At 73.6% G+C, this 25,687-nt stretch carries 18 protein-coding genes; 13 read left to right on the plus strand and 5 right to left on the minus strand.

From position 1 onward, the window contains the following. Positions 1-90: 90 nt before the first annotated feature. The gene (hflX, locus tag ACFRAV_RS17695) at positions 91-1,569 is read left to right on the plus strand and encodes a GTPase HflX (RefSeq protein ID WP_382556446.1); all 1,479 of its coding nucleotides are present in this window, start codon (positions 91-93) and stop codon (positions 1,567-1,569) included. Positions 1,570-1,737: 168 nt separating this feature from the next. Here hflX and ACFRAV_RS17700 read toward each other — a convergent pair whose 3' ends face one another. After that, positions 1,738-2,964 (minus strand): trypsin-like serine peptidase, encoded by a 1,227-nt coding sequence (locus tag ACFRAV_RS17700; RefSeq protein ID WP_382556448.1) that lies wholly within the window; start codon positions 2,962-2,964, stop codon positions 1,738-1,740. Between the two features lie 230 nt (positions 2,965-3,194). On the opposite strand from ACFRAV_RS17700, the gene ACFRAV_RS17705 reads away from it, so the two are divergent. From ACFRAV_RS17705 to ACFRAV_RS17720, 4 genes are all read left to right on the plus strand, one after another. Further along, a complete protein-coding gene (locus ACFRAV_RS17705) occupies positions 3,195-4,463 on the plus strand; it encodes an aminotransferase class III-fold pyridoxal phosphate-dependent enzyme (RefSeq protein ID WP_382556450.1) in 1,269 nt (422 codons plus the stop codon). A 378-nt stretch (positions 4,464-4,841) separates the two neighbouring features. Then, positions 4,842-6,773 (plus strand): IucA/IucC family protein, encoded by a 1,932-nt coding sequence (locus ACFRAV_RS17710; protein ID WP_382556452.1) that lies wholly within the window; start codon positions 4,842-4,844, stop codon positions 6,771-6,773. Further along, positions 6,770-7,441, plus strand: coding sequence for a GNAT family N-acetyltransferase (locus ACFRAV_RS17715; RefSeq protein ID WP_382556455.1), 672 nt, complete (start codon positions 6,770-6,772; stop codon positions 7,439-7,441). The genes ACFRAV_RS17710 and ACFRAV_RS17715 overlap by 4 nt, the downstream gene beginning before the upstream one ends. Before the next feature lie 13 nt (positions 7,442-7,454). Then, on the plus strand, positions 7,455-9,467 hold the full coding sequence (locus tag ACFRAV_RS17720; RefSeq protein ID WP_382556457.1) for an ATP-dependent DNA helicase: 2,013 nt from the start codon (positions 7,455-7,457) through the stop codon (positions 9,465-9,467). Between the two features lie 408 nt (positions 9,468-9,875). Here the strand turns inward: ACFRAV_RS17720 and lexA are convergent, their stop codons facing one another. Continuing rightward, entirely contained in the window at positions 9,876-10,682 is an 807-nt protein-coding gene (lexA, locus tag ACFRAV_RS17725; RefSeq protein WP_382556459.1) for a transcriptional repressor LexA, read from the minus strand. A gap of 603 nt (positions 10,683-11,285) precedes the next feature. On the opposite strand from lexA, the gene nrdR reads away from it, so the two are divergent. Next, entirely contained in the window at positions 11,286-11,888 is a 603-nt protein-coding gene (nrdR, locus tag ACFRAV_RS17730; protein ID WP_382556462.1) for a transcriptional regulator NrdR, read from the plus strand. Between the two features lie 169 nt (positions 11,889-12,057). Beyond that, on the plus strand, positions 12,058-14,937 hold the full coding sequence (locus tag ACFRAV_RS17735; RefSeq protein WP_382556465.1) for a vitamin B12-dependent ribonucleotide reductase: 2,880 nt from the start codon (positions 12,058-12,060) through the stop codon (positions 14,935-14,937). Positions 14,938-15,329: 392 nt separating this feature from the next. On the opposite strand, the gene ACFRAV_RS17740 is transcribed toward ACFRAV_RS17735, so the two are convergent. Continuing rightward, complete coding sequence (locus ACFRAV_RS17740) at positions 15,330-15,869, minus strand: TerD family protein (protein ID WP_382556468.1); 540 nt, start codon at positions 15,867-15,869, stop codon at positions 15,330-15,332. Between the two features lie 200 nt (positions 15,870-16,069). On the opposite strand from ACFRAV_RS17740, the gene ACFRAV_RS17745 reads away from it, so the two are divergent. The 6 genes from ACFRAV_RS17745 (at position 16,070) to ACFRAV_RS17770 (ending at position 22,424) form a co-directional block, all read left to right on the plus strand. Beyond that, positions 16,070-16,693 (plus strand): YdbC family protein, encoded by a 624-nt coding sequence (locus ACFRAV_RS17745; RefSeq protein ID WP_351117935.1) that lies wholly within the window; start codon positions 16,070-16,072, stop codon positions 16,691-16,693. Positions 16,694-16,743: 50 nt separating this feature from the next. Next, positions 16,744-17,448 carry a histidine phosphatase family protein gene (locus tag ACFRAV_RS17750; protein WP_382556471.1) on the plus strand — a complete coding sequence of 235 codons (705 nt, stop codon included), beginning with the start codon at positions 16,744-16,746 and terminating at the stop codon, positions 17,446-17,448. Beyond that, positions 17,429-18,493: an ADP-ribosylglycohydrolase family protein gene (locus tag ACFRAV_RS17755; RefSeq protein ID WP_382556473.1), complete on the plus strand. Its 1,065-nt coding sequence runs from the start codon at positions 17,429-17,431 to the stop codon at positions 18,491-18,493. The genes ACFRAV_RS17750 and ACFRAV_RS17755 overlap by 20 nt, the downstream gene beginning before the upstream one ends. 678 nt (positions 18,494-19,171) lie before the next feature. Then, positions 19,172-20,611, plus strand: a complete 1,440-nt coding sequence (locus ACFRAV_RS17760) for a DUF4153 domain-containing protein (protein WP_382556475.1) — start codon at positions 19,172-19,174, stop codon at positions 20,609-20,611. A gap of 423 nt (positions 20,612-21,034) precedes the next feature. Beyond that, the gene (locus ACFRAV_RS17765; RefSeq protein WP_351117498.1) at positions 21,035-21,736 is read left to right on the plus strand and encodes a ribonuclease HII; all 702 of its coding nucleotides are present in this window, start codon (positions 21,035-21,037) and stop codon (positions 21,734-21,736) included. 79 nt (positions 21,737-21,815) lie between these two features. Next, positions 21,816-22,424 carry a hypothetical protein gene (locus ACFRAV_RS17770; RefSeq protein WP_382556478.1) on the plus strand — a complete coding sequence of 203 codons (609 nt, stop codon included), beginning with the start codon at positions 21,816-21,818 and terminating at the stop codon, positions 22,422-22,424. A 69-nt stretch (positions 22,425-22,493) separates the two neighbouring features. Here the strand turns inward: ACFRAV_RS17770 and ACFRAV_RS17775 are convergent, their stop codons facing one another. After that, positions 22,494-23,120, minus strand: coding sequence for a hypothetical protein (locus ACFRAV_RS17775; protein WP_382556481.1), 627 nt, complete (start codon positions 23,118-23,120; stop codon positions 22,494-22,496). Positions 23,121-23,474: 354 nt separating this feature from the next. After that, complete coding sequence (locus ACFRAV_RS17780; RefSeq protein WP_382556483.1) at positions 23,475-25,652, minus strand: DEAD/DEAH box helicase; 2,178 nt, start codon at positions 25,650-25,652, stop codon at positions 23,475-23,477. Between the last annotated feature and the right edge of the window lie 35 nt (positions 25,653-25,687).

Here is a 25,687-nt window from a genome sequence, read left to right on the forward strand (position 1 = left end):
GGTTGCCCGGGAATCTCCCGGGGCACCCGGACGTTGTGACCAGTGACGGACCGCACGGCCCGCCATCACCCCCTTCGACGTAAGGACCCAATGACCTCCTCTTCATCCACTTCCCAGGACTCTCAGCGCGCCGCGCACGCCCTTCGGGCCGATGCCCTGATGGAAGAGGACGTCGCCTGGAGCCATGAGATCGACGGCGAGCGGGACGGCGAGCAGTACGACCGCTCCGAGCGGGCGGCCCTGCGCCGCGTCGCGGGCCTCTCCACCGAACTCGAGGACGTCACCGAGGTCGAGTATCGGCAGCTCCGCCTGGAGCGGGTCGTGCTCGTCGGGGTGTGGACCTCCGGTACGGCGCGGGACGCGGAGAACTCGCTGGCCGAGCTCGCCGCCCTCGCCGAGACGGCGGGCGCGCTGGTGCTCGACGGCCTGGTCCAGCGGCGTGACAAGCCCGACGCGGCCACCTACATCGGCTCCGGCAAGGCCAACGAGCTGCGCGACATCGTGATCGAGTCGGGCGCGGACACCGTCATCTGCGACGGTGAGCTGAGTCCCGGCCAGCTGATCCACCTCGAGGACGTCGTCAAGGTCAAGGTCATCGACCGGACCGCGCTGATCCTCGACATCTTCGCCCAGCACGCCAAGTCCCGAGAGGGCAAGGCGCAGGTCGCGCTGGCGCAGATGCAGTACATGCTCCCGCGACTGCGCGGCTGGGGTCAGTCCCTGTCCCGTCAGATGGGCGGCGGCAAGGGCGGCGGCCTCGCCACCCGTGGTCCCGGTGAGACCAAGATCGAGACGGACCGGCGCCGGATCCGCGAGAAGATGGCGAAGATGCGCCGGGAGATCGCGGAGATGAAGACCGGCCGTGACGTGAAGCGTCAGGAACGGCGCCGTAACAAGGTGCCCTCGGTCGCCATCGCCGGATACACCAACGCCGGCAAGTCGTCCCTGCTCAACCGCCTCACCGGCGCGGGCGTCCTGGTCGAGAACGCGCTGTTCGCGACCCTGGACCCGACCGTGCGCCGGGCCGAGACGCCCGGCGGGCGGGTGTACACCCTGACCGACACCGTCGGCTTCGTGCGCCACCTGCCGCACCACCTGGTCGAGGCGTTCCGCTCCACCATGGAGGAGGTCGGCGAGTCCGACCTGATCCTGCACGTGGTGGACGGCTCGCACCCGAACCCGGAGGAGCAGCTGGCCGCGGTCCGCGAGGTGATCCGCGACGTCGGCGCCACCGGCGTGCCGGAGATCGTCGTGATCAACAAGGCGGACGCCGCGGACCCGCTGGAGCTGCAGCGGCTGATGCGGGTCGAGAAGCGTTCCATCGCGGTGTCGGCCCGTACCGGGCTGGGCATCGACGAACTGCTGGAGCTGATCGACGCCGAGCTGCCCCGCCCGGCCGTCGAGGTCGAGGCGCTCGTCCCGTACACCCACGGCAAGCTGGTGGCGCGGGCGCACGCCGAGGGCGAGGTGATCTCCGAGGAGCACACCGCGGAGGGCACCCTGCTCAAGGTGCGGGTGCACGAGGAGCTGGCGTCGGACCTCGCTCCGTTCACGCCGGCCGCCGCCTGACCTTTCGGGCGTGACCCCTTCCGGGTCACCGAGCCCGTAGGGCCGCGTACACACGAGGGCCCGCCTTCCCGGAACCGGGAAGGCGGGCCCTCGTGCTGCTCGGGCGAGGCGCCAGCCCCGTACGGAGGTACGGAGCTGGGGTCTCGCCCTGCTCGGGGCCGGAGCCCGTTACTCGGCGCTGACCGTCTTGTAGAGCTTCTCGGCCTGGGCGTCGAGGCGCGGACCGGCCAGCCAGCCCGCCGAGATCGGGCCGATGGACGTGTTGGAGACCAGCGCCTGCTTGCCGTCCGAGCCCTTGGCGACCCAGCCGCCGCCGGAGGAACCGGCCGTCATCGAGCAGCCGATCCGGTACATGGTCGGGTCGCTGGCCACCACCGACAGGCGGCCCGGCTCGTCCTGGCACCGGAACATCCGCTCACCGTCGTACGGGGCGGCGGCCGGGTAGCCGGTGGCGGTGATGCTGTCGACGTCCGGCACGGCCGGGGCGTCGAACTCGACGGGCAGCGCCGTGCCCACCGTCTCCTCCAGCGACTTGCCGCCGCCGTTCTCCGGCGTCACCTTCAGCACCGCGTAGTCGAACGGCGCTCCGTTGCCGCCGGTCTGGCCGCCCTGCGCGATCCACTGGTCCGAGGTCATCGCGACCTGCGCCCACCACAGGCCGTGCGGGGCGAGCTGCTCGGGCGCGGCGTCGGCCAGCTTCCGGCCGCTGAGGCCCTTGTCGTTGTAGGCGGGGACGAAGGCGATGTTGCGGTACCAGCCGCCCTTCTCACCGGCGTGCACGCAGTGGCCCGCCGTCCACACCAGGTTCGACTTCCCCGGGTTGGCCAGGTCCTTCACCACCGTCGCCGAGCAGACCATGGTGCCCTGCGGTCCGTCGAAGAAGAGCTTGCCCGCGGCGGGTGCGGACCTGCTGTACGGCGGCGCCACCGCGGCGGCCTCCACCACCTCGGGCGTCGGGTCGGTCACGCCCTGGTCGCCGGAGAGGTCGTTCTCGTCGACCGTGTTCGCCGGGTCCTCGGCCTCCCGCATGCGGTCGGAGTCCCAGAGGTCCTGGATGATCGGGTTGATGAACTGGTCGGCCTCGCGCAGCCAGTCGTCCCGGTCCCAGTTCTTCCAGGCGCCGCCCCGCCACTCGTCGAGGTCGATCCCGTGCTCCTTGAGCTTGTCGGTCAGCTCCTGGGGGATCTTGATCTTTCCGTCGCCGACGTCCGGCACGGAGACCTTCGGCCTGTCGGCGGCGGTGACGTCCTCCGGACCGCAGGCGCCCGCGGTCAGCGCCAGGGCGGAGGCGAGGACGACGGCCGCGAGAGGGCGGAAGCCGCCACGGCGGGTACGCGAGGACCCTCCCCCGGTCGTTCCCCGGCCGTGCGGAAAGGGCGGGCGTATGGGTCGCATTGCAGAACTCCCCCTGGCGTGAGTGCGCTTGGACGTGACGGGACCGGTCACCCACGGTGCCCGATCAGCCACCGCCACCCTAGGCGGTGGCTGTGGGCGACTGCCGACGGATCGGCAACGGTTCCGTCACGAGGGGGAGTCGGCTCACCCTGCGGCTTTCCCGGAACTCGGGTTTCACCCGTGTCCCCCGCGAAGCGCCGGCCGTTGTAGCGGTGAGGGGACGGCTGTCCATGCCAGGCCCCGACGACGTGGGGCGGCGGGAGGACCAGAGGGTGGCCTTGACCGAATCCGTGCGCAGGCAGCCGCTGCGGGAGGCGTCGGCGCGGACGTACGCGCGCGCCCTGCCGATCGTGCCGGTGCGCGCCCGGGGCATGACCGTCGAGGGCGCCGACGGCCGCCGCTACCTGGACTGTCTGTCGGGGGACGGGGCGCTGGCGCTGGGGCACAACCACCCGGTGGTGCTGGCGGCGGTGCGGGAGGTGCTGGACTCGGGCGCGCCCATCGGCGTGCTGGACCTGAGCACACCGGTCGAGGAGCGCTTCGTCGCCGAACTGCTCGCCACGCTGCCGCCCGGGCAGGCGCGGGGCGCGCGGGTCCGCTTCTGCGGGCCCGCCGCCGCGGACGCCCTGGCCGTGGCCTCCCGCCTGGTCCAGGACGCCACCGGGGCCGCCGGGCCCCCGGTGCCCGCCGACCGGCCGGGGGAGGGGCACGCGAGCGTGGAGGCGCTGCTCGAAGGGTGCGCCGCGGGAGCTCCGCGGCCCGCCGCAGTGGTCGCCGAGCCTCTGGACGACGGACGGCTGCGCGCTGTGCGGGAGGCGACGCGGGCGCTCGGGGTGCCGCTGATCGTCGACGAGACGGTGACCGGGGTAGGGCGGACCGGCGCGTTCTGGGCCGTGGAGCACAGCGAGGTGGTCCCGGACGTGATGGTGCTGGCCAAGGCGATCGGCGGCAGCCTGCCGCTGGCGGTGGTGGTGCACCGCGAGGACCTGGAGGCCGCCGCTCCCGCCGCCGAGGGCCGTGCGGCCGCCTCGGCGGTCCGGGCCGCGTCGGCCGACGCGGCGCGCGGCAACCAGCTCGCCATGGCGGCGGGCGCGGCGACCCTCGCCCACGTCCGCGAGCACCGGCTGGCCGAGCGGGCCGCGGTGGTGGGGGAGCGCATGCTGGCCCGACTGCGCGAACTGGTCGCCCGTTTTCCGTCCGTCGCGGGCGTCCGCGGGCGCGGGCTGATGCTGGGCCTGGAGTTCACGGACGCGGACCCGGACTCGGACGCGTCCGCAGTCGCGGGCCCGGTCACCGGGGTTCCGTGCGGCGCGTCCTGGCAGGCGGCGGCGGTGCGCCGGGAGTGCCTGCGGCGAGGTCTGATCGTCGGCCTCGGCGGTCCGCACGCCGAAGTGGTGCGCCTGCTGCCGCCGTTGACGGTCAGCGACGAACAGGCGGACGCCGTACTGGAGCGGCTGGCCGACGCGGTGGGGGCCGCGGCGGACGCCGCACGGCCCTGAGCCGTCCACGCGGCCGGGCCCGTCCCCGGTCGGCACCGCGCGGGTCCCGCACGCCCACGGGGTGCAGCACTCCCCGCCGACGTGCGCGGGTCGCCGAGTCCCGCCCGCCTGCGGGTCCGGCACGTCTGCGGCCGAAGTCGCGCGCGGGCCCCGCGCGTCCGCGGCCCGACGGCGGGCGGTTCGGTGCGGGCGTGCGGCCACCACCGGCGCGCTTCGGCCGCCCGCCGTCCGGACCTTTCCACCGTCCCGCGCCTGCCGGCCGTGGCGTGCGGGGCGGCGCCTGCGGGCCGTGCTCGCCGCCCCGGTCCGCCCGCGAGCCCGTCCCGCCCTCGGCCCGTATCGCCCGTACTTCTGCACCACCCCTGCTGTGAGGACCAGTTGAACGTCACCCCGCCCACCGAGCCGACCCTCCTGCCCCGCGCCAGGACCACCGGCGGCGACGCCGATTCGGACGGCGGCGCCGTCGCCGACCCGCTGGAGGGCGCGGATCCCTCGGCCGTGGCCGACGCCGCCACCGTGGAGAACCTGCTGCGCTGCTGGGTGCGGGAGCGGAACCTGCCCGCGCCGCCGCCCGGTCTGCCGCTGCGGGTGCCGCTGCCCGCGTGCGGCGCCGAGCTGGTCGTGCCGGTCCGGTACTGGTCGCCCACCGGCCTGCACCGCTTCGGCGCGCCCCGGCCCGCCGCCGCGCCCGCCTCCACACCCCCGGTGGACGCGGCGCTGCTGGCCGCGCTGCTGGCGCGGGAGACGGCGGCCCACGTGGAGACGGGTCCGCACGCGAGGGCTCCGTACGAGGGGGCTCCGTACGCGGGGACCGCCACGGCGCCCGTTGGACCGGGAGCGGCACCCGGCGACGGCCCCGGCCCGGTGGCCCGGGTGATCGACTCGGCCCGCCGCACCGCCGTGTTCCTGACCGAACGCTTCCACGGCCGGGGTCTCGGTCCGGCTCCCGTCCCCGACCTCTTCCTCGGCGCCGAGCAGGCCCTCCTCCTCGGGCACCCCTTCCACCCGGCCCCCAAGAGCCGGGAAGGACTGACCGACGAGGAGCTGGTGCGGTACTCCCCGGAGACCCGCGGGGCCTTCCCCCTGCACTGGGTCGCGGTCGCCCCCGGCGCCCTGGCCGCGGACTCGGCCTGGACCGAGGTCGGCAGGACCGTGCCCGCCCAGGACCTCGTCGCCCGGCTGCACGGCCCGGCCCCCGACGCCCCGCCCGGGCACGCCCTGCTTCCCGTGCACCCCTGGCAGTGGCGACGGCTGCGGGACGACGGCCGGGTGACGGCGCTGCTGGACGCCGGCCTCCTCACCGACCTCGGCGTCCGGGGCGAGCCCTGGAGCCCCACCTCCTCCGTCCGCACCCTGTACCGCACCGGCGCCCCCGTCATGCTCAAGCTGTCGCTGGGCCTGCGCGTCACCAACTCGCTCCGGGAGAACCTCCGCAAGGAACTCCACCGGGGCGTCGAGGTCCACCGGCTGCTGCGCGGTGACCTCGGCGCCCGGCTGCGCGCCGCGCACCCCGGCTTCGACATCGTCCGGGACCCCGCCTGGCTGGCCGTGGACGCGCCGGACGGCAGCCCGGTGCGCGGACTCGACGCGGTGCTGCGGCACAACCCGTTCGGGCCGGCCGACGACGTGCTGTGCGTCGCCGCGCTCTGCGCCCCCCGCCCGGCCTGCGCGCGGCGGCCCGGCCGCCCGGTCTCCCGGCTCGCCGGTCTGGTCACCGGTCTCTCCGAACGCACCGGACGGCCCCTGGACGCGGTCTGCGCCGAGTGGCTCCTGCGCTACCTGCACGCCGTCGTCCGCCCGGTGCTGTGGCTGGACGGGGAAGCGGGCGTGGCCCTGGAGGCCCACCAGCAGAACACCCTCGTCGCCCTGGACGCGGACGGCTGGCCGGCCGGCGGCCGCTACCGGGACAACCAGGGGTACTACTTCCGCGAGTCGCGCCGGGCCGAGCTGGAGGCCCTGCTGCCCGGCGTCGGCCGCCGCAGCGACACCTTCGTCGCCGACGCCGTCACCGACGAGCGCTTCGCCTACTACCTCGGGGTCAACAACGTCCTCGGCCTCATCGGCGCGTTCGGCTCGCAGCGGCTCGCCGACGAGCGCCTGCTGCTCGCCGCGTTCCGCCGCTTCCTGTCCGACGTGGCCACCGGGCCCGGCCGCACCCGTTCCCCGCTGCCCGCCCGGCTCCTCGACGAGCCGCTGCTGCGGTGCAAGGCCAACCTGCTCACCCGGCTGCACGGCCTCGACGAACTCGTCGGCCCGGTCGACACGCAGTCGGTGTACGTCACCCTCGCCAACCCGGTGTACGCCGGATGACCGCCGTCGCGCCCGCCCGCGCCGTCCAGGCCGCGCCCCTCCGGTACGGGTCCCACCGCCCGGGACGGGCCGGCGACTGGGCACCGGTCGCCACCCGTGCCGGGGAGTTCCGGCTGCTGCCCGTGAGTGTCGCCGAACACCTCGGTCTCGTGCACCGGTGGATGAACGACCCCGCGGTGGCGGCCTTCTGGGAGCTCGCCGGGCCACCCCGGCGGACCGAGGAGCACCTGCGCGCCCAGCACGGCGGTGACGGAGGCAACGGTGGCGGTAGCGGTGGCGTCGGCGGCAGCGGAGGCCGGAGCCTGCCCTGCCTCGGGCTGCTCGACGGGCGCGCGATGAGCTACTGGGAGATCTACCGCGCCGACCTGGACCCGCTCGCGGACCACTACCCCGCGCGCCCCCACGACACCGGTGTGCACCTGCTGATCGGCGAGGCAGCCGACCGCGGCCGCGGTCTGGGCGCCCTGCTGCTGGATGCCGTCGTCCGGCTGGTGTTCGACCGGCGCCCGGCCTGCCCACGGGTCGTCGCCGAGCCCGACGTCCGTAACCATGCCTCGATCGGCGCCTTCCGGAGGGCCGGGTTCCGCCGGGCCGCCGAGCTGGCGCTGCCCGGCAAACGCGCTGCCCTGCTGATCCGTGGGCGGGGCGTTGTCGGAGGGACGCACTAGGGTTGGTGGCGCTATGACGAAGCCCTCTCTCCCCGAACTCCTGCACGCCGCGGTAGCGGCCGTCGGCGGCACGGAGCGTCCCGGCCAGGTGACCATGGCCGAATCCGTCGCGGAGGCCATCGACGACGGCACGCACCTGCTGGTCCAGGCCGGCACCGGTACCGGAAAGTCGCTCGGCTATCTGGTGCCCGCCCTCGCGCACGGGATGGGGGTCCCCCCTGATCGAGCGGAGTCGAGATCCTGGGGGAGGGTGGTCGTCGCCACGGCCACCCTGGCCCTGCAGCGCCAGCTGGTCGAGCGCGACCTGCCTCGCACGGTGGAGTCGCTGCACCCGCTGCTGCGGCGCCGTCCCGAGTACGCCATCCTCAAGGGCCGCTCCAACTACCTGTGCCTGCACCGGCTGCACGAGGGCGTGCCTCAGGAGGAGGACGAGGGCCTCTTCGACCAGTTCGAGGCCGCCGCCCCCACCAGCAAGCTCGGCCAGGACCTGCTCCGGCTGCGCGACTGGGCCGACGAGACCGAGAACGGCGACCGGGACGACCTCACCCCGGGCGTCTCCGACAAGGCCTGGCAGCAGGTGTCGGTGTCCTCCCGTGAATGCCTGGGCGCCACCAAGTGCGCCTACGGCGCCGAGTGCTTCGCCGAGGCCGCCCGCGAGCGGGCCAAGCTCGCCGACGTGATCGTCACCAACCACGCGCTGCTGGCCATCGACGCCATCGAGGGCGCCCCCGTGGTCCCCCCGCACGAGGTGCTGATCGTCGACGAGGCGCACGAGCTGGTCTCCCGGGTCACCGGCGTCGCCACCGGCGAGCTCACGCCCGGCCAGGTCGGCCGCGCGGTGCGCCGCGCCGCCAAGCTGGTCGACGAGAAGTACGCCGACCAGCTGCAGACCGCCTCCGAGGGCTTCGAGCGGGTCATGGAGCTGGCGCTGCCGGGCCGCCTGGAGGAGATCCCCGAGAACCTGTCCTACGCGCTCACCGCGCTGCGGGACGCCTGCCGGTCGGTGATCACCGCCCTCGGCAACACCCGGGACAAGTCCGTCCAGGACGAGGACGCCGTCCGCAAGCAGGCGCTGGCCTCCGTCGAGAACGTTCACGCCGTCGCCGAGCGGATCACCCACCACAACGAGTGGGACGTCGTCTGGTACGAGCGGCACGACCGGTTCGGGGCCTCGCTGCGGGTGGCGCCGCTGTCGGTGGCCGGGCTGATGCGGGAGAAGCTGTTCGCCGACCGCAGCGTCGTGCTGGCCTCCGCCACGCTCAAGCTGGGCGGGGACTTCAACGGCGTGGCCGCGTCGCTGGGGCTCGGCCGCGAGGGCGTCGAGGGCGACGACCTTCCGCAGTGGAAGGGCGTCGACGTCGGATCGCCGTTCGACTACCCCAAGCAGGGCATCCTGTACGTCGCCAAACACCTGGCCCGGCCGGCCCGGGACGGCGACCGGGCGGACATGCTGGACGAGCTCACCGAGCTGATCCAGGCCGCCGGCGGGCGCACCCTCGGCCTGTTCTCCTCGATGCGGGCCGCGCAGATCGCGGCCGAGGAGCTGCGCGAGCGGATCCCGGAGTTCCCCGTCCTGCTGCAGGGCGAGGAGACCCTCGGCGAGCTGATCAAGAACTTCGCCGCCGACCCGCGGACCTGCCTGTTCGGCACGCTCTCCCTCTGGCAGGGCGTGGACGTGCCCGGACCCAGCTGCCAGCTGGTGGTCATGGACAAGATCCCCTTCCCCCGGCCCGACGACCCGCTGATGAGCGCGCGGCAGAAGGCCGTCGAGGAGGGCGGCGGCAACGGCTTCATGGCGGTCGCCGCGACCCACGCGGCACTGCTGATGGCGCAAGGGGCCGGCCGCCTGGTCCGGGCCACCGGTGACCGCGGCGTGGTCGCCGTCCTCGACCAGCGGCTGGCCACGGCCCGGTACGGGAGCTTCCTCAAGGCCGGGATGCCGGACTTCTGGTACACGACCGACCCGAACCAGGTCCGCCGCTCGCTGGCCGCCATCGACGCGAAGGCGCGGGAGGAAGGGCTCTAGGACCGCCGCCCGCGGCGAACGGTCGGCGACGGGCGGCGGCCGCCGCGGCCGTCGCCCTTGTCGCCGACCATGCCCTCGGCCGTTCCCCCGGCCTCTGGCCGCACCCCGTCGGCTTCGGGACCGCCTGATGCCAAGCACGGCCCCTGCGGAACCTCTGCGGTGGCCTGGTGGCCGTGCAGGCGACGGCTCGCGCACCTCGGGCAGCGCTGCACCCGCAGCCGACCTGCCGGGGGGTGCCTGCCCCGGGGGGTGCCTGCCCCGTGCCCACCGGGCGGCCCTGCCTGCCCACCGGCACCCTGCTCAAGGGCTCGGCTCAAGGGCCCGGCACCGCATACGGACACGGCAGGGCCCCGGGAACCGGCGCAGGGGTTCCGGGGCCCGGTCGAACGCGGCCGACGGCCGCCTGCCTCAGACGCGGCGCAGGACCGCGACCACCTTGCCCAGGATGGTGGCGTCGTCGCCCGGAATGGGCTCGTAGGCGGCGTTGTGCGGCAGCAGCCACACATGGCCGTCCTCGCGCTTGAAGCGCTTCACCGTGGCCTCGCCGTCGAGCATCGCGGCGACGATGTCGCCGTTCTCCGCGACGGGCTGGCGGCGGACCGTGACCCAGTCGCCGTCGCAGATCGCGGCCTCGATCATGGAGTCGCCGACGACCTTCAGCACGAACAGCTCGCCGTCGCCCACCAGCTGGCGGGGGAGCGGGAACACGTCCTCGACCGACTCCTCGGCCAGGATCGGCCCACCGGCGGCGATACGGCCCACCAGGGGCACGTAGGACGCGGCCGGCTTGCCCGCGGTGTCGGTGGGCTGGACGGGAGCCGCCTGGTCCGACGCGCGGACCTCGTAAGCGCGCGGCCGGTGCGGGTCGCGGCGCAGGAATCCCTTGCGCTCGAGCGCCATCAGCTGGTGCGCCACGGAGGAGGTGCTGGAGAGGCCGACGGCCTGCCCGATCTCCCGCATCGACGGCGGGTACCCCCGGCGCTGCACCGAGTCACGGATCACCTCGATGACGCGCCGCTGGCGGTCGGTGAGGCCCGAGCTGTCCGCCCGGATGCCGGGAGGTCGGCCCGGCAGGGACCGCTTTGGCCCCTCAGGGTGCGTGGCTTCGTTCATCGCGGTGTTGATCCCGGCGTTGTTCACCGCGTGTTGCGGCTCGCTACGCCCCTGGGAGCGGTCCTGGGCGGTGATGGTGGCGCTGTCTGCGGTGGTGGTCACGTCGGCCCCTCTCGATGGTCTCCCTGCTGCACAACGGTAGAGGCTTTCGAAAGGTTGCGCCAAACACACGTTCGAGTGAAAAATGCCGTTCCCTCTGACACGTGTCCGTGTTCGGGTGTAAGGCCGCACACCACCCCGTCCCGGGGCGAAAGAGGGCATCGGTATACGCTTCACACCGGTCCGCGCCGCTCCGGACGACCCACAGTCTGCCATCCGGTATCCCGGCGGGCCGACCTCATGGCACTCTCCGGCCCGGCATCCTCCCAGGAGCCGCGCGCCGTGTCCGCCGGGTGCTCACGCTACCTCCCCAACCGGTCGCCGACGGCCTCCGCGGGCGCTCTCCCGGCCCCGTTCCCACGGCCCGGCGCGGCTCGCCCCCGGGTCCGGCGCGGCCCGCCGGACGGGACACGCGCGTCTGAGGTGCGCGTTCCGCCATTTCCCACCGCGGCCCCACATGTAGTGGTTGTATTTCCGGCGCCACCCAGAAGTTGTGGTGGGGGTGGTCTGCGGGCCCCGGGCCATCGCCTATGCTGGTGCTCGCTTCGAGGGGCCCACGGGGTCCCTGAGGCCGTTGTTTCTGCTTGCGAGGAGGGTTGGAGAACCATGCACTGCCCCTTCTGCAGGCACCCCGACAGCCGGGTCGTCGACAGCCGTACGACCGACGACGGCACGTCGATCCGCAGGCGCCGGCAGTGTCCCGAGTGCACCCGGCGGTTCACCACCGTCGAGACGTGCTCACTCATGGTGATCAAGCGCTCCGGGGTCACCGAACCGTTCAGCCGCAGCAAGGTCATCAACGGCGTCCGCAAGGCCTGTCAGGGCAGGCCGGTGACCGAGGACGCCCTGGCCAAGCTGGGGCAGCGGGTCGAGGAGGCGCTGCGCGCCACCGGCAGCGCCGAGCTCACCACGCACGACGTGGGGCTGGCCATACTCGGCCCGCTCCAGGAGCTCGACCTGGTGGCCTACCTGCGCTTCGCGTCCGTCTACCGGGCCTTCGAGTCCCTGGAGGACTTCGAGGGCGCGATCGTGGAGCTGAGGGAGGCAAGGCGTCCCGCCCCCGGCGAGGAGGCGCAGGACGCTTCGGGTGGAGACGCTTCGGGTGACGACGCTTCGGGTGACGACGCTTCGGGCGTGCGGGCCCGGGAAGACGACCGCGGGCAGGCGGAGCCGGTGAACGCTCCCGTGCCCGTGAGCGCCGCCGACTGAGCGGGCGGACCGGCACCGGGGCAGCGGCCCGGGCCGGACCGGACGGCGGTGGAGGAAGGACCGGTCGTGGGCGACGGCGCGAGGGCGTCCCACGGCTTACAGGACAGATACGTGCCCCATGGGAAGAACGGGGCACTTCAGGGCGTTTTGCCCGATACAGGGAGGCGGCATGACAGAGACGGCGAGCGGTCCGGCACGAGGTTCCCGGGCCAAGGGTTCCAAGGCTGCTGCGGCCCGGCAGGGACTGCGCATCGAGCGTGTCCACACCACCCCCGGCGTGCACCCGTACGACGAGGTGGTCTGGGAGCGCCGTGACGTCGTCATGACCAACTGGCGCGACGGCTCGATCAACTTCGAGCAGCGTGGCGTCGAGTTCCCCGACTTCTGGTCGGTGAACGCGGTCAACATCGTCACCAGCAAGTACTTCCGCGGCGCGGTCGGCACGCCGCAGCGGGAGACCGGCCTTCGGCAGCTGATCGACCGGATCGTGAAGACGTACCGCAAGGCGGGCGAGGACAACAAGTACTTCGCCTCGCCCGCGGACGCCGAGATCTTCGAGCACGAGCTGGCCTACGCCCTGTTGCACCAGATCTTCAGCTTCAACAGCCCGGTCTGGTTCAACGTCGGCACGCCGCAGCCGCAGCAGGTCTCCGCCTGCTTCATCCTCTCCGTCGACGACTCCATGGAATCGATCCTGGAGTGGTACAAGGAAGAGGGCATGATCTTCAAGGGCGGTTCGGGCGCGGGCCTGAACCTGTCCCGCATCCGCTCCTCCAAGGAGCTCCTCTCCTCCGGCGGCAACGCCTCCGGCCCGGTCTCCTTCATGCGCGGCGCCGACGCCTCCGCGGGAACCATCAAGTCCGGCGGCGCCACCCGCCGCGCGGCCAAGATGGTCATCCTCGACGTCGACCACCCCGACGTGGAGAACTTCATCGTGACCAAGGTGAAGGAGGAGGAGAAGATCCGCGCCCTGCGTGACGCGGGCTTCGACATGGACCTGGGCGGCGACGACATCACGTCCGTCCAGTACCAGAACGCCAACAACTCGGTCCGCGTGAACGACGAGTTCATGAAGGCCGTCGAGACCGGGTCGAAGTTCGGCCTGCGTGCCCGCATGACCGGTGAGGTCATCGAGGAGATCGACGCCAAGGACCTGTTCCGCAAGATGGCCGAGGCCGCCTGGGCCTGCGCCGACCCCGGCATCCAGTACGACGACGTCATCAACCACTGGCACACGTGCCCGGAGTCCGGCCGGATCAACGGCTCGAACCCGTGCAGCGAGTACATGCACCTGGACAACACGTCCTGCAACCTCGCCTCGCTGAACCTGATGAAGTTCCTGAAGGACGACGGCAAGGGCAAGCAGTCCTTCGACGTCGAGCGCTTCCAGAAGGTCGTCGAGCTGGTCATCACCGCGATGGACATCTCGATCTGCTTCGCGGACTTCCCCACCGAGAAGATCGGTGAGAACACCCGCGCCTTCCGCGAGCTGGGCATCGGCTACGCCAACCTCGGCGCCCTGCTGATGGCCACCGGTCACGCCTACGACTCGGACGGCGGCCGCTCCCTCGCCGGCTCCATCACCTCGCTGATGACCGGCACCGCCTACCGCCGCTCCGCCGAGCTGGCCGCCGTCGTCGGCCCGTACGACGGCTACGCCCGCAACGCCGAGCCGCACCAGCGCGTGATGAAGCAGCACTCCGACGCCAACGCCGTGGCCGTCCGCATGGACGACCTGGACTCCCCGGTGTGGGCTGCCGCGACCGAGGCCTGGCAGGACGTCCTGCGTCTCGGTGCGCAGAACGGCTTCCGCAACTCCCAGGCGTCCGTCCTGGCCCCGACCGGCACCATCGGTCTGGCCATGGGCTGCGACACCACGGGCGTCGAGCCGGACCTGGCCCTGGTCAAGTTCAAGAAGCTCGTCGGCGGCGGCTCGATGCAGATCGTCAACGGCACCGTGCCGCAGGCCCTGCGACGCCTGGGCTACCAGGAGGAGCAGATCGAGGCGATCGTCGCCCACATCGCCGAGAACGGCAACGTGATCGACGCGCCGAGCCTCAAGCCGGAGCACTACGAGGTCTTCGACTGCGCCATGGGCGAGCGCGCCATCTCCCCGATGGGCCACGTCCGCATGATGGCCGCGATCCAGCCGTGGATCTCGGGCGCCATCTCCAAGACGGTCAACATGCCGGAGACGGCGACCGTCGAGGAGGTCGAGGAGATCTACTTCGAGGCGTGGAAGCTGGGCGTCAAGGCGCTCGCCATCTACCGCGACAACTGCAAGGTCGGCCAGCCCCTCTCCGCCAAGAAGAAGGAGGAGGAGAAGAAGGCCGAGCCGGTCGCCGAGGCCCCGGCCAAGGTCGAGAAGGTCGTCGAGTACCGCCCGGTGCGCAAGCGCCTGCCGAAGGGACGGCCCGGGATCACCACCTCCTTCACGGTCGGCGGCGCCGAGGGCTACATGACCGCCAACTCCTACCCGGACGACGGTCTGGGCGAGGTCTTCCTGAAGATGTCGAAGCAGGGCTCGACCCTCGCCGGCATGATGGACGCCTTCTCCATCGCCGTCTCGGTGGGCCTGCAGTACGGCGTGCCGCTGGAGACCTACGTCTCGAAGTTCACCAACATGCGCTTCGAGCCGGCCGGCATGACGGACGACCCGGACGTGCGGATGGCGCAGTCGATCGTCGACTACATCTTCCGCCGCCTGGCGCTGGACTTCCTGCCCTTCGAGACGCGGTCCGCGCTCGGCATCCACACCGCCGAGGAGCGTCAGCGCCACCTGGAGACCGGTTCCTACGAGCCGATCTTCGAGGAGGACGACATGGACACCGAGACCCTCGCCCAGTCGGCGCCCGTGGTGACGCCGAAGGCCGAGGCCCCGGCCGCCAAGCCGGCGCCGCGTGAGTCGCACACCAACGCGGAGCTGGTCGAGATGCAGCTGGGCATCCAGGCCGACGCCCCGCTGTGCTTCTCCTGCGGCACCAAGATGCAGCGGGCCGGTTCCTGCTACGTCTGCGAGGGCTGCGGCTCGACCAGCGGCTGCAGCTGACCGCGGGCGGTGTCGCGTGACCCGCGCGGGTGACGCGACCCGCTGACAACGCCGACGGCGGGAGGAGCTCCACGCTCCTCCCGCCGTCGCGTGCGTCCCGGGGCTTGCCGGGACGCACGGGGACCGGGGCTCGATCGGGCCCGTCCGGCGTGTGCGGGCCCACCGGGACGGTTGCCTGGCGCTGCTCGACCGCCAGGACTGATATCGGAGCCCGCGTGACGCGCTGGCTGCCGGCGACCGGTCGTCGCCCGCCGGTGGTGAGCCGGCGCCGTAGGGGTGCTGTGCCACCGGCAGTCGGCGTCGCCGGCACGCCCGGTGCTGCGTCGCCGCTACGCCCGACGAGGGGCCCGCATCCGGGCCCCTCGTCGGGGTTCGTGGAGGTGCGGGACGGGTCAGGTGTCGCTCGCGGCGCCCATGGTCTGCGGGAAACGCTCCGCGTCGTCGAAGCCCCGGACCGCCGGGCGGAAGCGCCAGCGGCCGCCCTCGCGGACGAACTCGGCCAGCGTGGCCGCACGGGCGCCGGGGACCGCCGCGAAGTCGTCCTCGGCCAGCGCCGTGTACCCCTCGGCCACCCGGTAGCGGGCCTGGGGGACCTGCGAGAAGGCGCGCTCCCCGTTGCTCTGCTGTATCACCGCGCCGACCACCACGCGGCCGAACTCCTCGGCCAGGCGGTCGAGTTCGAGGGTCATCACCTCGTCCCAGCCGAACCCCTTGCCGTCTCGGCTGTCCCGGCTCAGAGTGATCGTGCCGTCGGGCGAGCGGCTGTCGAAGTGCACCACGTACGCGGGCGTACCGTGCGGGTCGGCGTGCCGGTAGACCCCCGCCACCAGGTCGAGGTCGATCGCCGGTTGCCCCATCGGGCTGGGGTCCCACTTCAGTGACACCTCGACCTTGGCGATCCCCTTGCCGATGCCGGAAACGCTGCCGGACATTGTCTCCCCTTCCCTGGGCCTGGGTCCGTGCGGCCTTCCGACGCCCGTGACGCGGCGGCTTGTTGCCCGCCCGTCCGGTCCAATCGGACCGCGTGGAAGGCCGGTTGTCCATCCTGCCACGCGTGTGCGAGCCATCACCGGTGAGTGCGCCGGTAGTTCGCGCCCCCCATCGCTGCTCTCCGTGGCCGTACGATGGCGCGGTGCTGGTCAAGTGGATTCGCTGCACGGTCACGGACCCCCGGGGGTTCGAGCAGGGGCAGCGAAAATGGGCGGGTCTGCGCGGCGAGTCCGGCTTCCATGGGCAGGGTGGTGGATGGAGCCGGATGCGGCCGGGCGTCGTGCACCTCTTCTCCTTCTGGGAGAGCCGGGTGCTCTACGACTCGTTCATGGCGCTCTCCCACGACCGGCTGGCCACCGCCCAGGCCGGGACCTTCCGCGACCCCCGGGTCCGGCTCTTCACCCACCGGTTCGACGTGAAGACCGGCTTCCTGCCGCGCTTCGCCGAGGCCGACCGGGTCCGGGTGGCCCACTGTCGGGTGCACGAGGAGCGCGCCGAGCACTTCGCGCTCATGCAGGAGAAGGTGTGGAACCCCGCGATGGCGGGGTCCCCCGGCATGGTGCGCGGACTGTTCGCCGAGGCTCCGGGGCCAGAGTTCATGATCCTCTCCATGTGGCAGTCGACCGCCGAACGGGCCAAGTACCGCACCGAGCGCATCGAACGGCTCGCTCTGCGCGCCCAGCTCGAGGCGGACGTGGCGGACCTCGACGGCGACATAGTGGATCTGGAGCCCACGTGGACGGTGATTCCGGCGGAACGTCCCTGAGAAGCCGGGAGGCCGTCGCGGGCGCCCGCACCCGATCTAGGGTTGCCGGTATGCCCCGACCCCGTCGCATCGTCCTCGTCCGGCACGGCGAGTCCGCCGGCAACGCCGACGACTCCGTCTACGAGCAGACCCCGGACCACGCCCTCCCCCTCACCGCCCAGGGCTGGAGGCAGGCCGAGGAGACCGGCCGCCGGCTCCGCGACGTGTTCGGCGAGGAACGGGTGAGCGTCTACGTCTCGCCCTACCGCCGGACCCACGAGACCTTCCAGGGTCTCGGGCTCGACCCCGCCCGGGTGCGGGTCCGCGAGGAGCCCCGGCTGCGTGAGCAGGACTGGGGCAACCTTCAGGACCCCGAGGACGTGGCGCGTCAGAAGGAGAACCGTGACGCCTACGGTCACTTCTTCTACCGCTTCGCCCAGGGGGAGTCCGGCGCCGACGTCTACGACCGGGTCGGCGGCTTCCTGGAGAGCCTGTTCCGCAGCTTCGAGCACCCCGACCACCCGCCGAACGTCCTGCTGGTCACCCACGGCCTGGCGATGCGGCTCTTCTGCATGCGCTGGTTCCACTGGACGGTCGACGAGTTCGAGTCGCTCTCCAACCCCGGGAACGGCGAGACCCGCATGCTCGTTCTCGGGGAGAACGGCAAATACACCCTGGACCGGCCCTTCGACCGCTGGCGCGAGCCCGTGCCGAAAGCCCCTGGCCGGAGGCGGGGGCGACCGGCAGGATGGCAGCGTGACGACCCCGACCACTGACCCCTCTTCCCACCCGGGAGCACGCCTGGACCGTGCCCTCGCCTCCCTGACCGGCCTCACCGTGGGCGACGCCCTCGGCTCCCAGTTCTTCGTCCCCGCCAACGGGCCGCTGCTGCGGGGCGGCGACCTCCCGCCCGGCACCTGGGGATGGACCGACGACACCGAGATGGCCTGCTCGGTGGTGGCCGTCCTCGCGGCGCGCGGCGGCGTCGACCAGGACGAACTGGCCGCCGCCTTCGCCCGGCACCACGACTTCGACCGCGGCTACGGCCCGGCGGTCAACCGGATGCTCCGCCTGGTCCGCGAGGGCGGTGACTGGCGTGAGCTGTCCGCCGCGCTGTTCGAGGGCCAGGGGTCCTGGGGCAACGGCGCCGCCATGCGGGTCGCCCCGCTCGGCGCCTGGTTCGCGGACGACCCGGAGCGCGCGGTCCGTGAGGCCACCCTGTCGGCCGTCACCACCCACCGTCACCCCGAGGGGGTGGCCGGGGCGCAGGCGGTCGCCGCGGCCGCGGCCCTGGTCGCACGGTCCGCGGGGGCGTACCGCCCGGAGGAGCTGATCGATGGGGTGCTGGCCCTGCTGCCGGCCCGGAGCATGGTCGGCCTCGGCCTGGAGCGGGTGCGCACGCTGCTCGACTACGAGGACTCCGCCACCGTGGCCGCGGTGGTCGGCTGCGGGCGGCGCAGCACCGCGCAGGACACGGTTCCGTTCACCCTCTGGTCCGCGGCGCGGGCGGGGAACGACTTCCGGAAGGCCTTCTGGACCACCGCCCGGGCCGGTGGGGACGTGGACACCACCTGCGCGGTGGTGGGAGGCGTCGTCGCGGCGGCCGGCCCGGCCGGAGCGCCGCCCGCGGAATGGACCGGGCGCACCGAGCCGCTGCCCGCGTGGGTCCCGGAGACGGTGAGGTCCGGGGCGGCGGGATCCGGGTCGGTGGGATCCGCGAACCCCGGGTCCGAGCACGCGAGGTCTGCGCACGCGGCGTCTGCGCGCGCGGGGGCCGAAGCGGCGGGGCCTCGGGAGGAGGTCGGGCCGGCTGCCGGGTGACGGCTGTCGGCTGACGTTTGCGTCCTGGCGGTGCCTTGGTCGGCTGCCGCGGCGGCGCGTCCGTCGGCGGGCGCCCTGACCGTCCTGCGGGGCTGCCTTCGCGGGCGTGTGCGCTCTCCGGACGCCTCTCGTGGCCCGGCCGCCGGCCGTGACGCGGCCGTCTCCCCCCGGGGCCTCAGAGGCCCCGTGTGTCACAGACATGCCACAGGGTTGCCACAGACTCCTCCGTTCCGGACCGCTCCCGACGGGCGGTACTAGCGTGAGCCGCCGCTGCCTGGTGATCACGCGGCGCTCATCACGACACACCGCACCGGGACCGGCCCCGTTCCGCCCCGCGCCGCACCGGCGTGTGTTCCGGCAGGACCGTCGGGCCTCGACCGCCGTGCGGTGGGGGAGGGGTCCCGGTTGTCCGACATACCACCTCAGGAGCCTCAGGACGGGTCCGGCGAGAAGCGGGAGGGCGTGACGCAGGGCGGTGACGGCCCGGGGACGCCTCACCCGGACCCGAACCCGGACCCGGCCGCGGCCGGGTCCGGGTCCGGTGGGGACAAGGCCCCGGCCGGCGCCACCGGTGCGTGGCCGCCGCCGAACCGCACATGGGCGCCCCCACCGCGGATCGCCGGACCCCCGCCGGTCCCGGGCTGGTTCGACAAGGTCAGGGGCGGGTCCCCGGCCCCCGTGACCACGGTGACGCTGTGGGCCGCGCTCGCGGCGGGACTCGTCGCCGCCCTGGTGCTCGCGGAAGGGCTCGGAGTCAACCTGCTGCTGGCGGCGGTCCCCGCCGCCGTCGCGGCCTGGGCGGCCGCGCGCCGGGCGAAGCGGGGCCCGCGGCCCTGGACGGTGGTCTGGGCCGTGGCCGGACTCGCGCTGCTCGTGGTGCCCGCGCTGCGCGACGCCGGCTGGCCGGTGTTCCTCGCGGTGGCCGGAGCCTTCGCCATGGGCGCGCTCGCCCTCAACGGGGGCCGTTCCTGGGCCGCCGTGCTGCTCGCCCCGCTCGGACTGTGCGGGGCCACCGTCCCGGGCTTCGCCTGGGCGGCGCGCGGGCTCAAGGAACGGGCCGCGGGCACCTCGGGCAAGCTGGGGCCCGTGCTGCGCGGGACCGGCGTGGCCGTCCTGCTGCTGATCGTCTTCGGCGCGCTGTTCGCGGGCGCCGACGCCGCCTTCGCGGACCTGCTCGGCAACCTCGTGCCCGACCTGGAGGGGCCCGCCGACGGCCCACTGCGGCTGGTGACGTTCGCCCTCGGCGTCGTCGGGGCGCTCGCGGCGGCCCGCACCGCCGCCGCGCCGGTGCCCTGGGACCGCACCCGGATTCCCGCCGGACGGCCCCGTGGCCGCACCGAATGGGCGTTGCCGCTGATCGTGCTGACCGTGCTGTTCGCGGCGTTCAACGCGGTGCAGCTGGCGGTGCTGTTCGGCGGCTACGACGCGGTGCTGGACAAGACCGGTCTGACCTACTCCGAGTACGCGCGCCAGGGCTTCTGGCAGCTGCTGATCGTCACCCTGCTGTTCCTGGTCGTGGTGATCGTCGCCGCCCGCACGGCGCCCCGGTCGGGGCCGCGCGACCGCGTGCTGGTGCGCGGTGTCCTCGGGGTGCTCTGCGCGCTCGCCCTGGTCGTCGTGGCCTCCGCCGTACGGCGCATGGACATGTACGTCGACGCCTACGGCCTGACCCGGCTGAGGATCTCCGTGCTCGCCATGGAGTTCTGGCTGGGTCTGGTGATCGTCCTGGTCATGGCGGCGGGTGTCTGGGGTGCCCGGTGGCTGCCGCGCGCCGTCGCCGTCTCGGCCGCCGCGGGCGTGCTGGCGTTCGGCCTGATGTCCCCCGACGCGCTGATCGCCGAGCACAACGTCACCCGGTACACGGCGAACGGGAAGATCGACCGGGAGTACCTGGAGGACCTGTCCGTCGACGCGGTGCCGGCCCTCGATCGTCTCGAGGAGCCCCTGCGCAGTTGCCTGCTCGCCGAGTACGCCGACGAGCTGGAGGAGGCCACGCCCTGGTACGCCACCAGCTGGAGCGAGCGGGAGGCCCGCCGGATCCTTGCCGACCGGCCGGCCGACCGGGACCTCCAGTCGTGCGACCTCGGCTCCCGCTGGGAGGACGACCTCTACGAGTAGGCCGTCGGCGCCGCGCGGGGCTCCGGCTCCCCGCGGCGCCCGACGGGGTTCTGCTCCGGGACCGGCCTCGCGGTGAACGCGGGCCGGTCCTCGCCCTTGTGCGGAGCCGGTCCGGGGGCACGCGCGGGGTGGGCCCGTGCGGCCACGACGAGGCGTGTATGACTGTTCGCATGTGCGATCCACGATGGATCGTTGGTCGCGGAGAGCGCCGACCGGAGACGGGTCGGCCGGAGCGCCGAACCGTGGCCCTCCTGCGCCGTGAAGCGTCCTGAGGAGTGACTCGGCGGGAATGACGCTCCGCCCGTCCACGTGACTCTGCGCGTCTCACGCGACGTGCGCGAACGCGAACCGGGACGGTGGCGGCCGGGTCGGCACGAGGCCGGGGGTTCTGCCCGTCCGGGGGCGGCGTAGGCTAAGAGCGTCATGCCCTACGAACCGCCCACACACACCGTCGAGCGCTCCCTTCGCGCCACGACCGGAGCCAAGGTCGTCGCCGGTGTCGACGAGGTGGGTCGCGGCGCCTGGGCCGGCCCGGTCACGGTCTGCGCGGCCATAACGGGCCTCCGCCGTCCGCCCCAAGGCCTCACCGACTCCAAGCTGCTCACGGTGAAGCGGCGCAACGAACTCTCCGTCGAGCTCCGCGACTGGGTCACCGCCTACGCGCTGGGGCATTCCTCGCCCGAGGAGATCGACGACATGGGCATGACTGCCGCGCTGCGGCTCGCCGCGGTGCGCGCGCTGGAGGCCCTTCCGGTCCGGCCGGACGCGGTGATCCTGGACGGCAAGCACGACTACCTGGGCGCCCCCTGGCAGGTGCGCACGGTGATCAAGGGTGACCGGAGCTGTGTCGCCGTCGCCGCCGCCTCGGTGATCGCCAAGGTGGAGCGGGACGCGATGATGGCGGAACTGGGCACGGCCCACGAGGACTTCGCCTTCGCGGCGAACGCCGGCTATCCGTCCCCCGTCCACCGTGCCGCGCTGGAGGAAAGGGGACCCACTCCTCACCACCGGCTGTCGTGGGCGTATCTTGATGCGCTGCCACGGTGGCGGCACCTGAAGAAGGTCCGCACCTGGGCGGAGGCGAGCGTTCCGGAGATCGAGGGCCAGCTGGGCTTCGACTTCTGACCAGCTCGCTTCCCGCGGTACCACCCCCTGACGTGCCCCCGACCCACTGGGGGCGCCGACATTTGACAGACATCGAGCCATGCCTCTCAGTCCCGAGGAGCCCCAGATTCCCGAGAGCGCCCAGGGCAGCACCGCTGCGGCCCCCAGCCGTAGCGTGCCGACCCCCCGCCCCGTCCCCGGCCCGCGCCCCGCGGCCGCCGCGCGTCCCGGCCGACCGGGTCCGCGCCCGGTCACGCCCGCACAGCGCACGGCCCCCAAGCCCGCACCGCAGGCCGCACCGGCGGCCCCGGCCGTCGGCACCCCGCAGATCCAGCTGATCCCCGCCCCGCTGGACGGTGCGCTGGACGCCGCGGAGGAGGCCGTCGACCTGCTGCTCGACTCCGGTCGCGCTCCGGGCGAGATCCTGCTGATCACCACCGGCGACCCCCACCCGTGGGCCGCCCACGAGCTGTCCTTCGGCGAAGCCGCCTACTGGGCGCAGCACGACGCCGGCGACGACGTCTTCTACGCCGGCGCGGCCACGCTGCACCGGCTCGCGCCGCGGCCGGTCGCCGTGGTCGCGGTCAACGGCGGCACCGACGCCGGGGTGGCCGAGGCGCTGCCGGGCGCGCTGCGCCTGGCCGGTGCGCTGCTGATCGTCTGCGGCGAGCCGCAGCGGGTCGACGCGGCGCTGGGCGCCAGGGTCTGAGCCCTGGTCCGCCCGCGCCGCGGGCGGACCAGGGACGGTCGTCCCGTACGCCCGGTGGTGGTCCCGCGCTCAGCGGGCCGCCGCGCGCCGCAGGATCTCGGACGCCGCTCCGCCCGTGCGGGGCAGCGGGATGGGGGCCGCGCCGCCGAACAGTTCGGGCGGCGACTCCAGATGGGGGCGCCGGCCGCCGCGGCCCTCGCCCTGGACCTGCCAGCCGTCCCTGGTCAGGGTGATGTAGGCGCCGCAACGGAGCCCGTGCAGCGTGCAGGCGTCCCGCAGGCCCCACATCCAGGCGCCGTCCTCCTCGGTCCAGCGGCCGTCGCCCTCGCGGCAGTACAGCAGCACCGCCGTGCGCACCGGGCTGCGGCGGCGCAGGTCGTGGGGGATCACCCGGCGCAACTGCGCCAGCAGGGCGTTGCGGAACATCCAGCCGTCCGCGGGCGTGCCGGGCCGGCGGACGAACGAGGCGCTGGCGCGCAGCCGTTCGTCCGGGTCGAGGACGGCGACCACCGCGGTGTCGGGCTTGGGCAGGTGCCTGGAGTGCAGGCCGTTGACGACCTCGCGAGGGCTGCGCAGCAGCGGCACCTCGGCGGCGCTCCACTCCGCGGGCTCGAGCAGGCGACTGGCGGACGCGGCGGACGGGTCGGCGGACGTCGACGCGGCTGCCGCGGAGGACGGGGCGAATCCGAAGGTCACGGTCCTCCCTTCGGCAGGTACGCCCACAGCGCGGGCGGGGTCGGATTCGGGGGAGCGCACCACGAGGCGCCCGGCCGTTCGACGGCGGGTCAACGCGGGGGCGGATCTCAATTCTTGCCCTCGAACTGAGCGTCGGCAACGAGCAATTGGGACCGCTGACCGCTTTCTGATGTTCCGTCGTGAATATCCCCGCGGCGCAGGCGCGCCAACCGGCGCACAGAGTAATCAGGACGCTCCGGTTCCGCCTGCCGCTCCGGTGAACCGCGAGTTCCGCGTTCCCCCCGACACGCTGCGTGTTCGTCGCCGCGCGCGAGTGGACCGGGCCGCGGCCCGGAGGGCCCTGGCCGCCCCGCCTCAGGCCTGTACGGCCAGCACCAGCGGCAGCACCCCCGGCGCTCCCGCCCGGCGCAGGAGCCGGGCCGCCACGGCCAGCGTCCAGCCCGTCTCCGTCCAGTCGTCCACCAGCAGCACGGGGCCGGGAGCGCCCTCCAGCGCGGCGGCCAGGGCGGGCGGCACGACCAGGGAGTCGTGCAGGGCCTTGAGCCGCTGCGCGCTGTTGCTCCGGTGCGGCGGCGGGGTGTCCTGGGTGTACTCCACCGAGCCCAGCAGCGGCAGCCGTCCCACCTCCGAGATCCGGGCGCCCAGCGAGCCGACCAGTTGGGGGCGGGACCGGGAGGCCACCGTCACCACGCCCACCGGCCTGGGCTGTGCCCGCTCCACCCCAGGGGCCCAGCCACCGGGCCCCTTGGCCCAGTCCGCCAGCACCCCCACGACCGCGCGGGCCACGTCGTCCGGGACGACTGCGTCGGCGGTCTGCGGAGCCAGCAGCGGGCGCAGGCGGTTGCCCCAGCCGATGTCCGACAACCGTCCGAGGGCCCGGCCCTCACCGGCCTGCTCGGAGGCGGGAATGCGCCCCTTCAGGTCGACGCCCACGGCCGCCATGCCGGTGGGCCACATCTTGCGGGGCTCCACCTCGACCCCGGCCCGGCCCAGGTCCGAACGGGCCGCGTCCACGGCTCCGGTGGAGGCGTCGGGGGTGAAGCGCGCTCCGGCGCAGTTGTCGCACCGGCCGCAGGGCGCGGCCTCCTCGTCGTCCAGCTGACGCCGCAGGAACTCCATCCGGCAGCCGGCGGTGGAGGCGTAGGCGCGCATCGCCTCCTGCTCCGCCTCACGCTGCCGGGCCACCCACGCGTACCGCTCCGTGTCGTAGGCCCACGGCCGGCCGGTGGCGATCCAGCCGCCCTTCACCCGGCGTACCGCGCCGTCCACGTCGAGGACCTTGAGCATCGTCTCCAGCCGGGACCGGCGCAGCTCGACCAGCGGTTCGAGGGCGGGCAGCGACAGCGGGCGGTCCGCGCCGCCCAGCACGTCCAGGGTGCGGCGCACCGTCTCCTCGGGCGGGAAGGCGAGCGAGGCGAAGTAGCGCCAGATCGCCTCGTCCTCCTTGCCCGGCAGCAGCAGCACCTCCGCGTGGTCCACCCCGCGGCCCGCGCGGCCGACCTGCTGGTAGTAGGCGATCGGCGAGGAGGGCGAACCCAGATGGACGACGAAGCCGAGGTCGGGCTTGTCGAAGCCCATGCCGAGCGCGGAGGTGGCGATCAGCGCCTTGACCTTGTTGTGCAGCAGGTCGTCCTCCGCCTGCTGCCGCTCCGCGTTCTCCGTCTTCCCGGTGTAGGAGGCCACCGTGTGCCCGCGGCGGCGCAGGAAGGCCGTGACCTCCTCGGCCGCCGCGACCGTGAGCGTGTACACGATGCCGGAACCCGGCAGGTCGTCCAGGTGGTCGGCCAGCCAGGCCAGACGGTGCGCCGCGTCCGGCAGTTCGAGGACGCTCAGGCTCAGGCTCTCCCGGTCCAGCGGCCCGCGCAGCACCAGTGCGCCGGAGTCCGCCCCGGCCGCCCCGGTGCCGAGCTGCTCGGCGACGTCCGCCGTCACCCGGGCGTTGGCGGTCGCCGTGGTCGCCAGCACCGGAACGCCCGCCGGCAGTTCCTGCAGCATCGTGCGCAGGCGGCGGTAGTCGGGGCGGAAGTCGTGACCCCAGTCGGAGATGCAGTGCGCCTCGTCCACCACCAGCAGGCCGGTGGTCGCCGCGAGTGCGGGCAGGACGTTGTCCCGGAAGTCCGGGTTGTTGAGCCGCTCCGGACTGACCAGCAGCACGTCCACCGAGCCGGCGGAGATCTCCGCCTGGACCGTCTCCCAGTCCTCCTGGTTGGCGGAGTTGATGGTCCGCGCGTGAATCCCGGCGCGGGCCGCCGCTTCCACCTGGTTGCGCATCAGCGCCAGCAGCGGCGAGACGATCACCGTCGGGCCGCTGCCGCGCGCGCGGAGCAGGGAGGTCGCCACGAAGTACACCGCCGACTTGCCCCAGCCGGTGCGCTGCACCACCAGGGCACGGCGACGGTGGGCGACCAGCGCCTCGACGGCCCGCCACTGGTCCTCGCGCAGTCTCGCCCGCCCTGTGGCGTCGCCGACGAGCCGGGCGAGGACGGCGTCGGCCTCGGTCCGCAGTTCCGTGGTGTCGTGGTGCTGGTCCATGGCTCCATCAAACAGGACGGCGACGACAGGCGCGG

The sequence above is a fragment of the Streptomyces sp. NPDC056600 genome, from assembly GCF_042792855.1.
Classification (GTDB): domain Bacteria; phylum Actinomycetota; class Actinomycetes; order Streptomycetales; family Streptomycetaceae; genus Streptomyces.

Bases quoted from the DNA above. Each gene is read 5' to 3' on its own strand.
- ACFRAV_RS17735 (WP_382556465.1), top strand. From the start codon at position 12,058: ATGACAGAGACGGCGAGCGGTCCGGCACGAGGTTCCCGGGCCAAGGGT.
- ACFRAV_RS17700 (WP_382556448.1), bottom strand. From the start codon at position 2,964: ATGCGACCCATACGCCCGCCCTTTCCGCACGGCCGGGGAACGACCGGG.
- ACFRAV_RS17780 (WP_382556483.1), bottom strand. From the start codon at position 25,652: ATGGACCAGCACCACGACACCACGGAACTGCGGACCGAGGCCGACGCC.
- ACFRAV_RS17715 (WP_382556455.1), top strand. From the start codon at position 6,770: ATGACCGCCGTCGCGCCCGCCCGCGCCGTCCAGGCCGCGCCCCTCCGG.
- hflX (WP_382556446.1), top strand. From the start codon at position 91: ATGACCTCCTCTTCATCCACTTCCCAGGACTCTCAGCGCGCCGCGCAC.
- ACFRAV_RS17770 (WP_382556478.1), top strand. From the start codon at position 21,816: ATGCCTCTCAGTCCCGAGGAGCCCCAGATTCCCGAGAGCGCCCAGGGC.
- nrdR (WP_382556462.1), top strand. From the start codon at position 11,286: ATGCACTGCCCCTTCTGCAGGCACCCCGACAGCCGGGTCGTCGACAGC.
- ACFRAV_RS17720 (WP_382556457.1), top strand. From the start codon at position 7,455: ATGACGAAGCCCTCTCTCCCCGAACTCCTGCACGCCGCGGTAGCGGCC.
- ACFRAV_RS17765 (WP_351117498.1), top strand. From the start codon at position 21,035: ATGCCCTACGAACCGCCCACACACACCGTCGAGCGCTCCCTTCGCGCC.
- ACFRAV_RS17705 (WP_382556450.1), top strand. From the start codon at position 3,195: ATGCCAGGCCCCGACGACGTGGGGCGGCGGGAGGACCAGAGGGTGGCC.
- ACFRAV_RS17750 (WP_382556471.1), top strand. From the start codon at position 16,744: ATGCCCCGACCCCGTCGCATCGTCCTCGTCCGGCACGGCGAGTCCGCC.
- ACFRAV_RS17740 (WP_382556468.1), bottom strand. From the start codon at position 15,869: ATGTCCGGCAGCGTTTCCGGCATCGGCAAGGGGATCGCCAAGGTCGAG.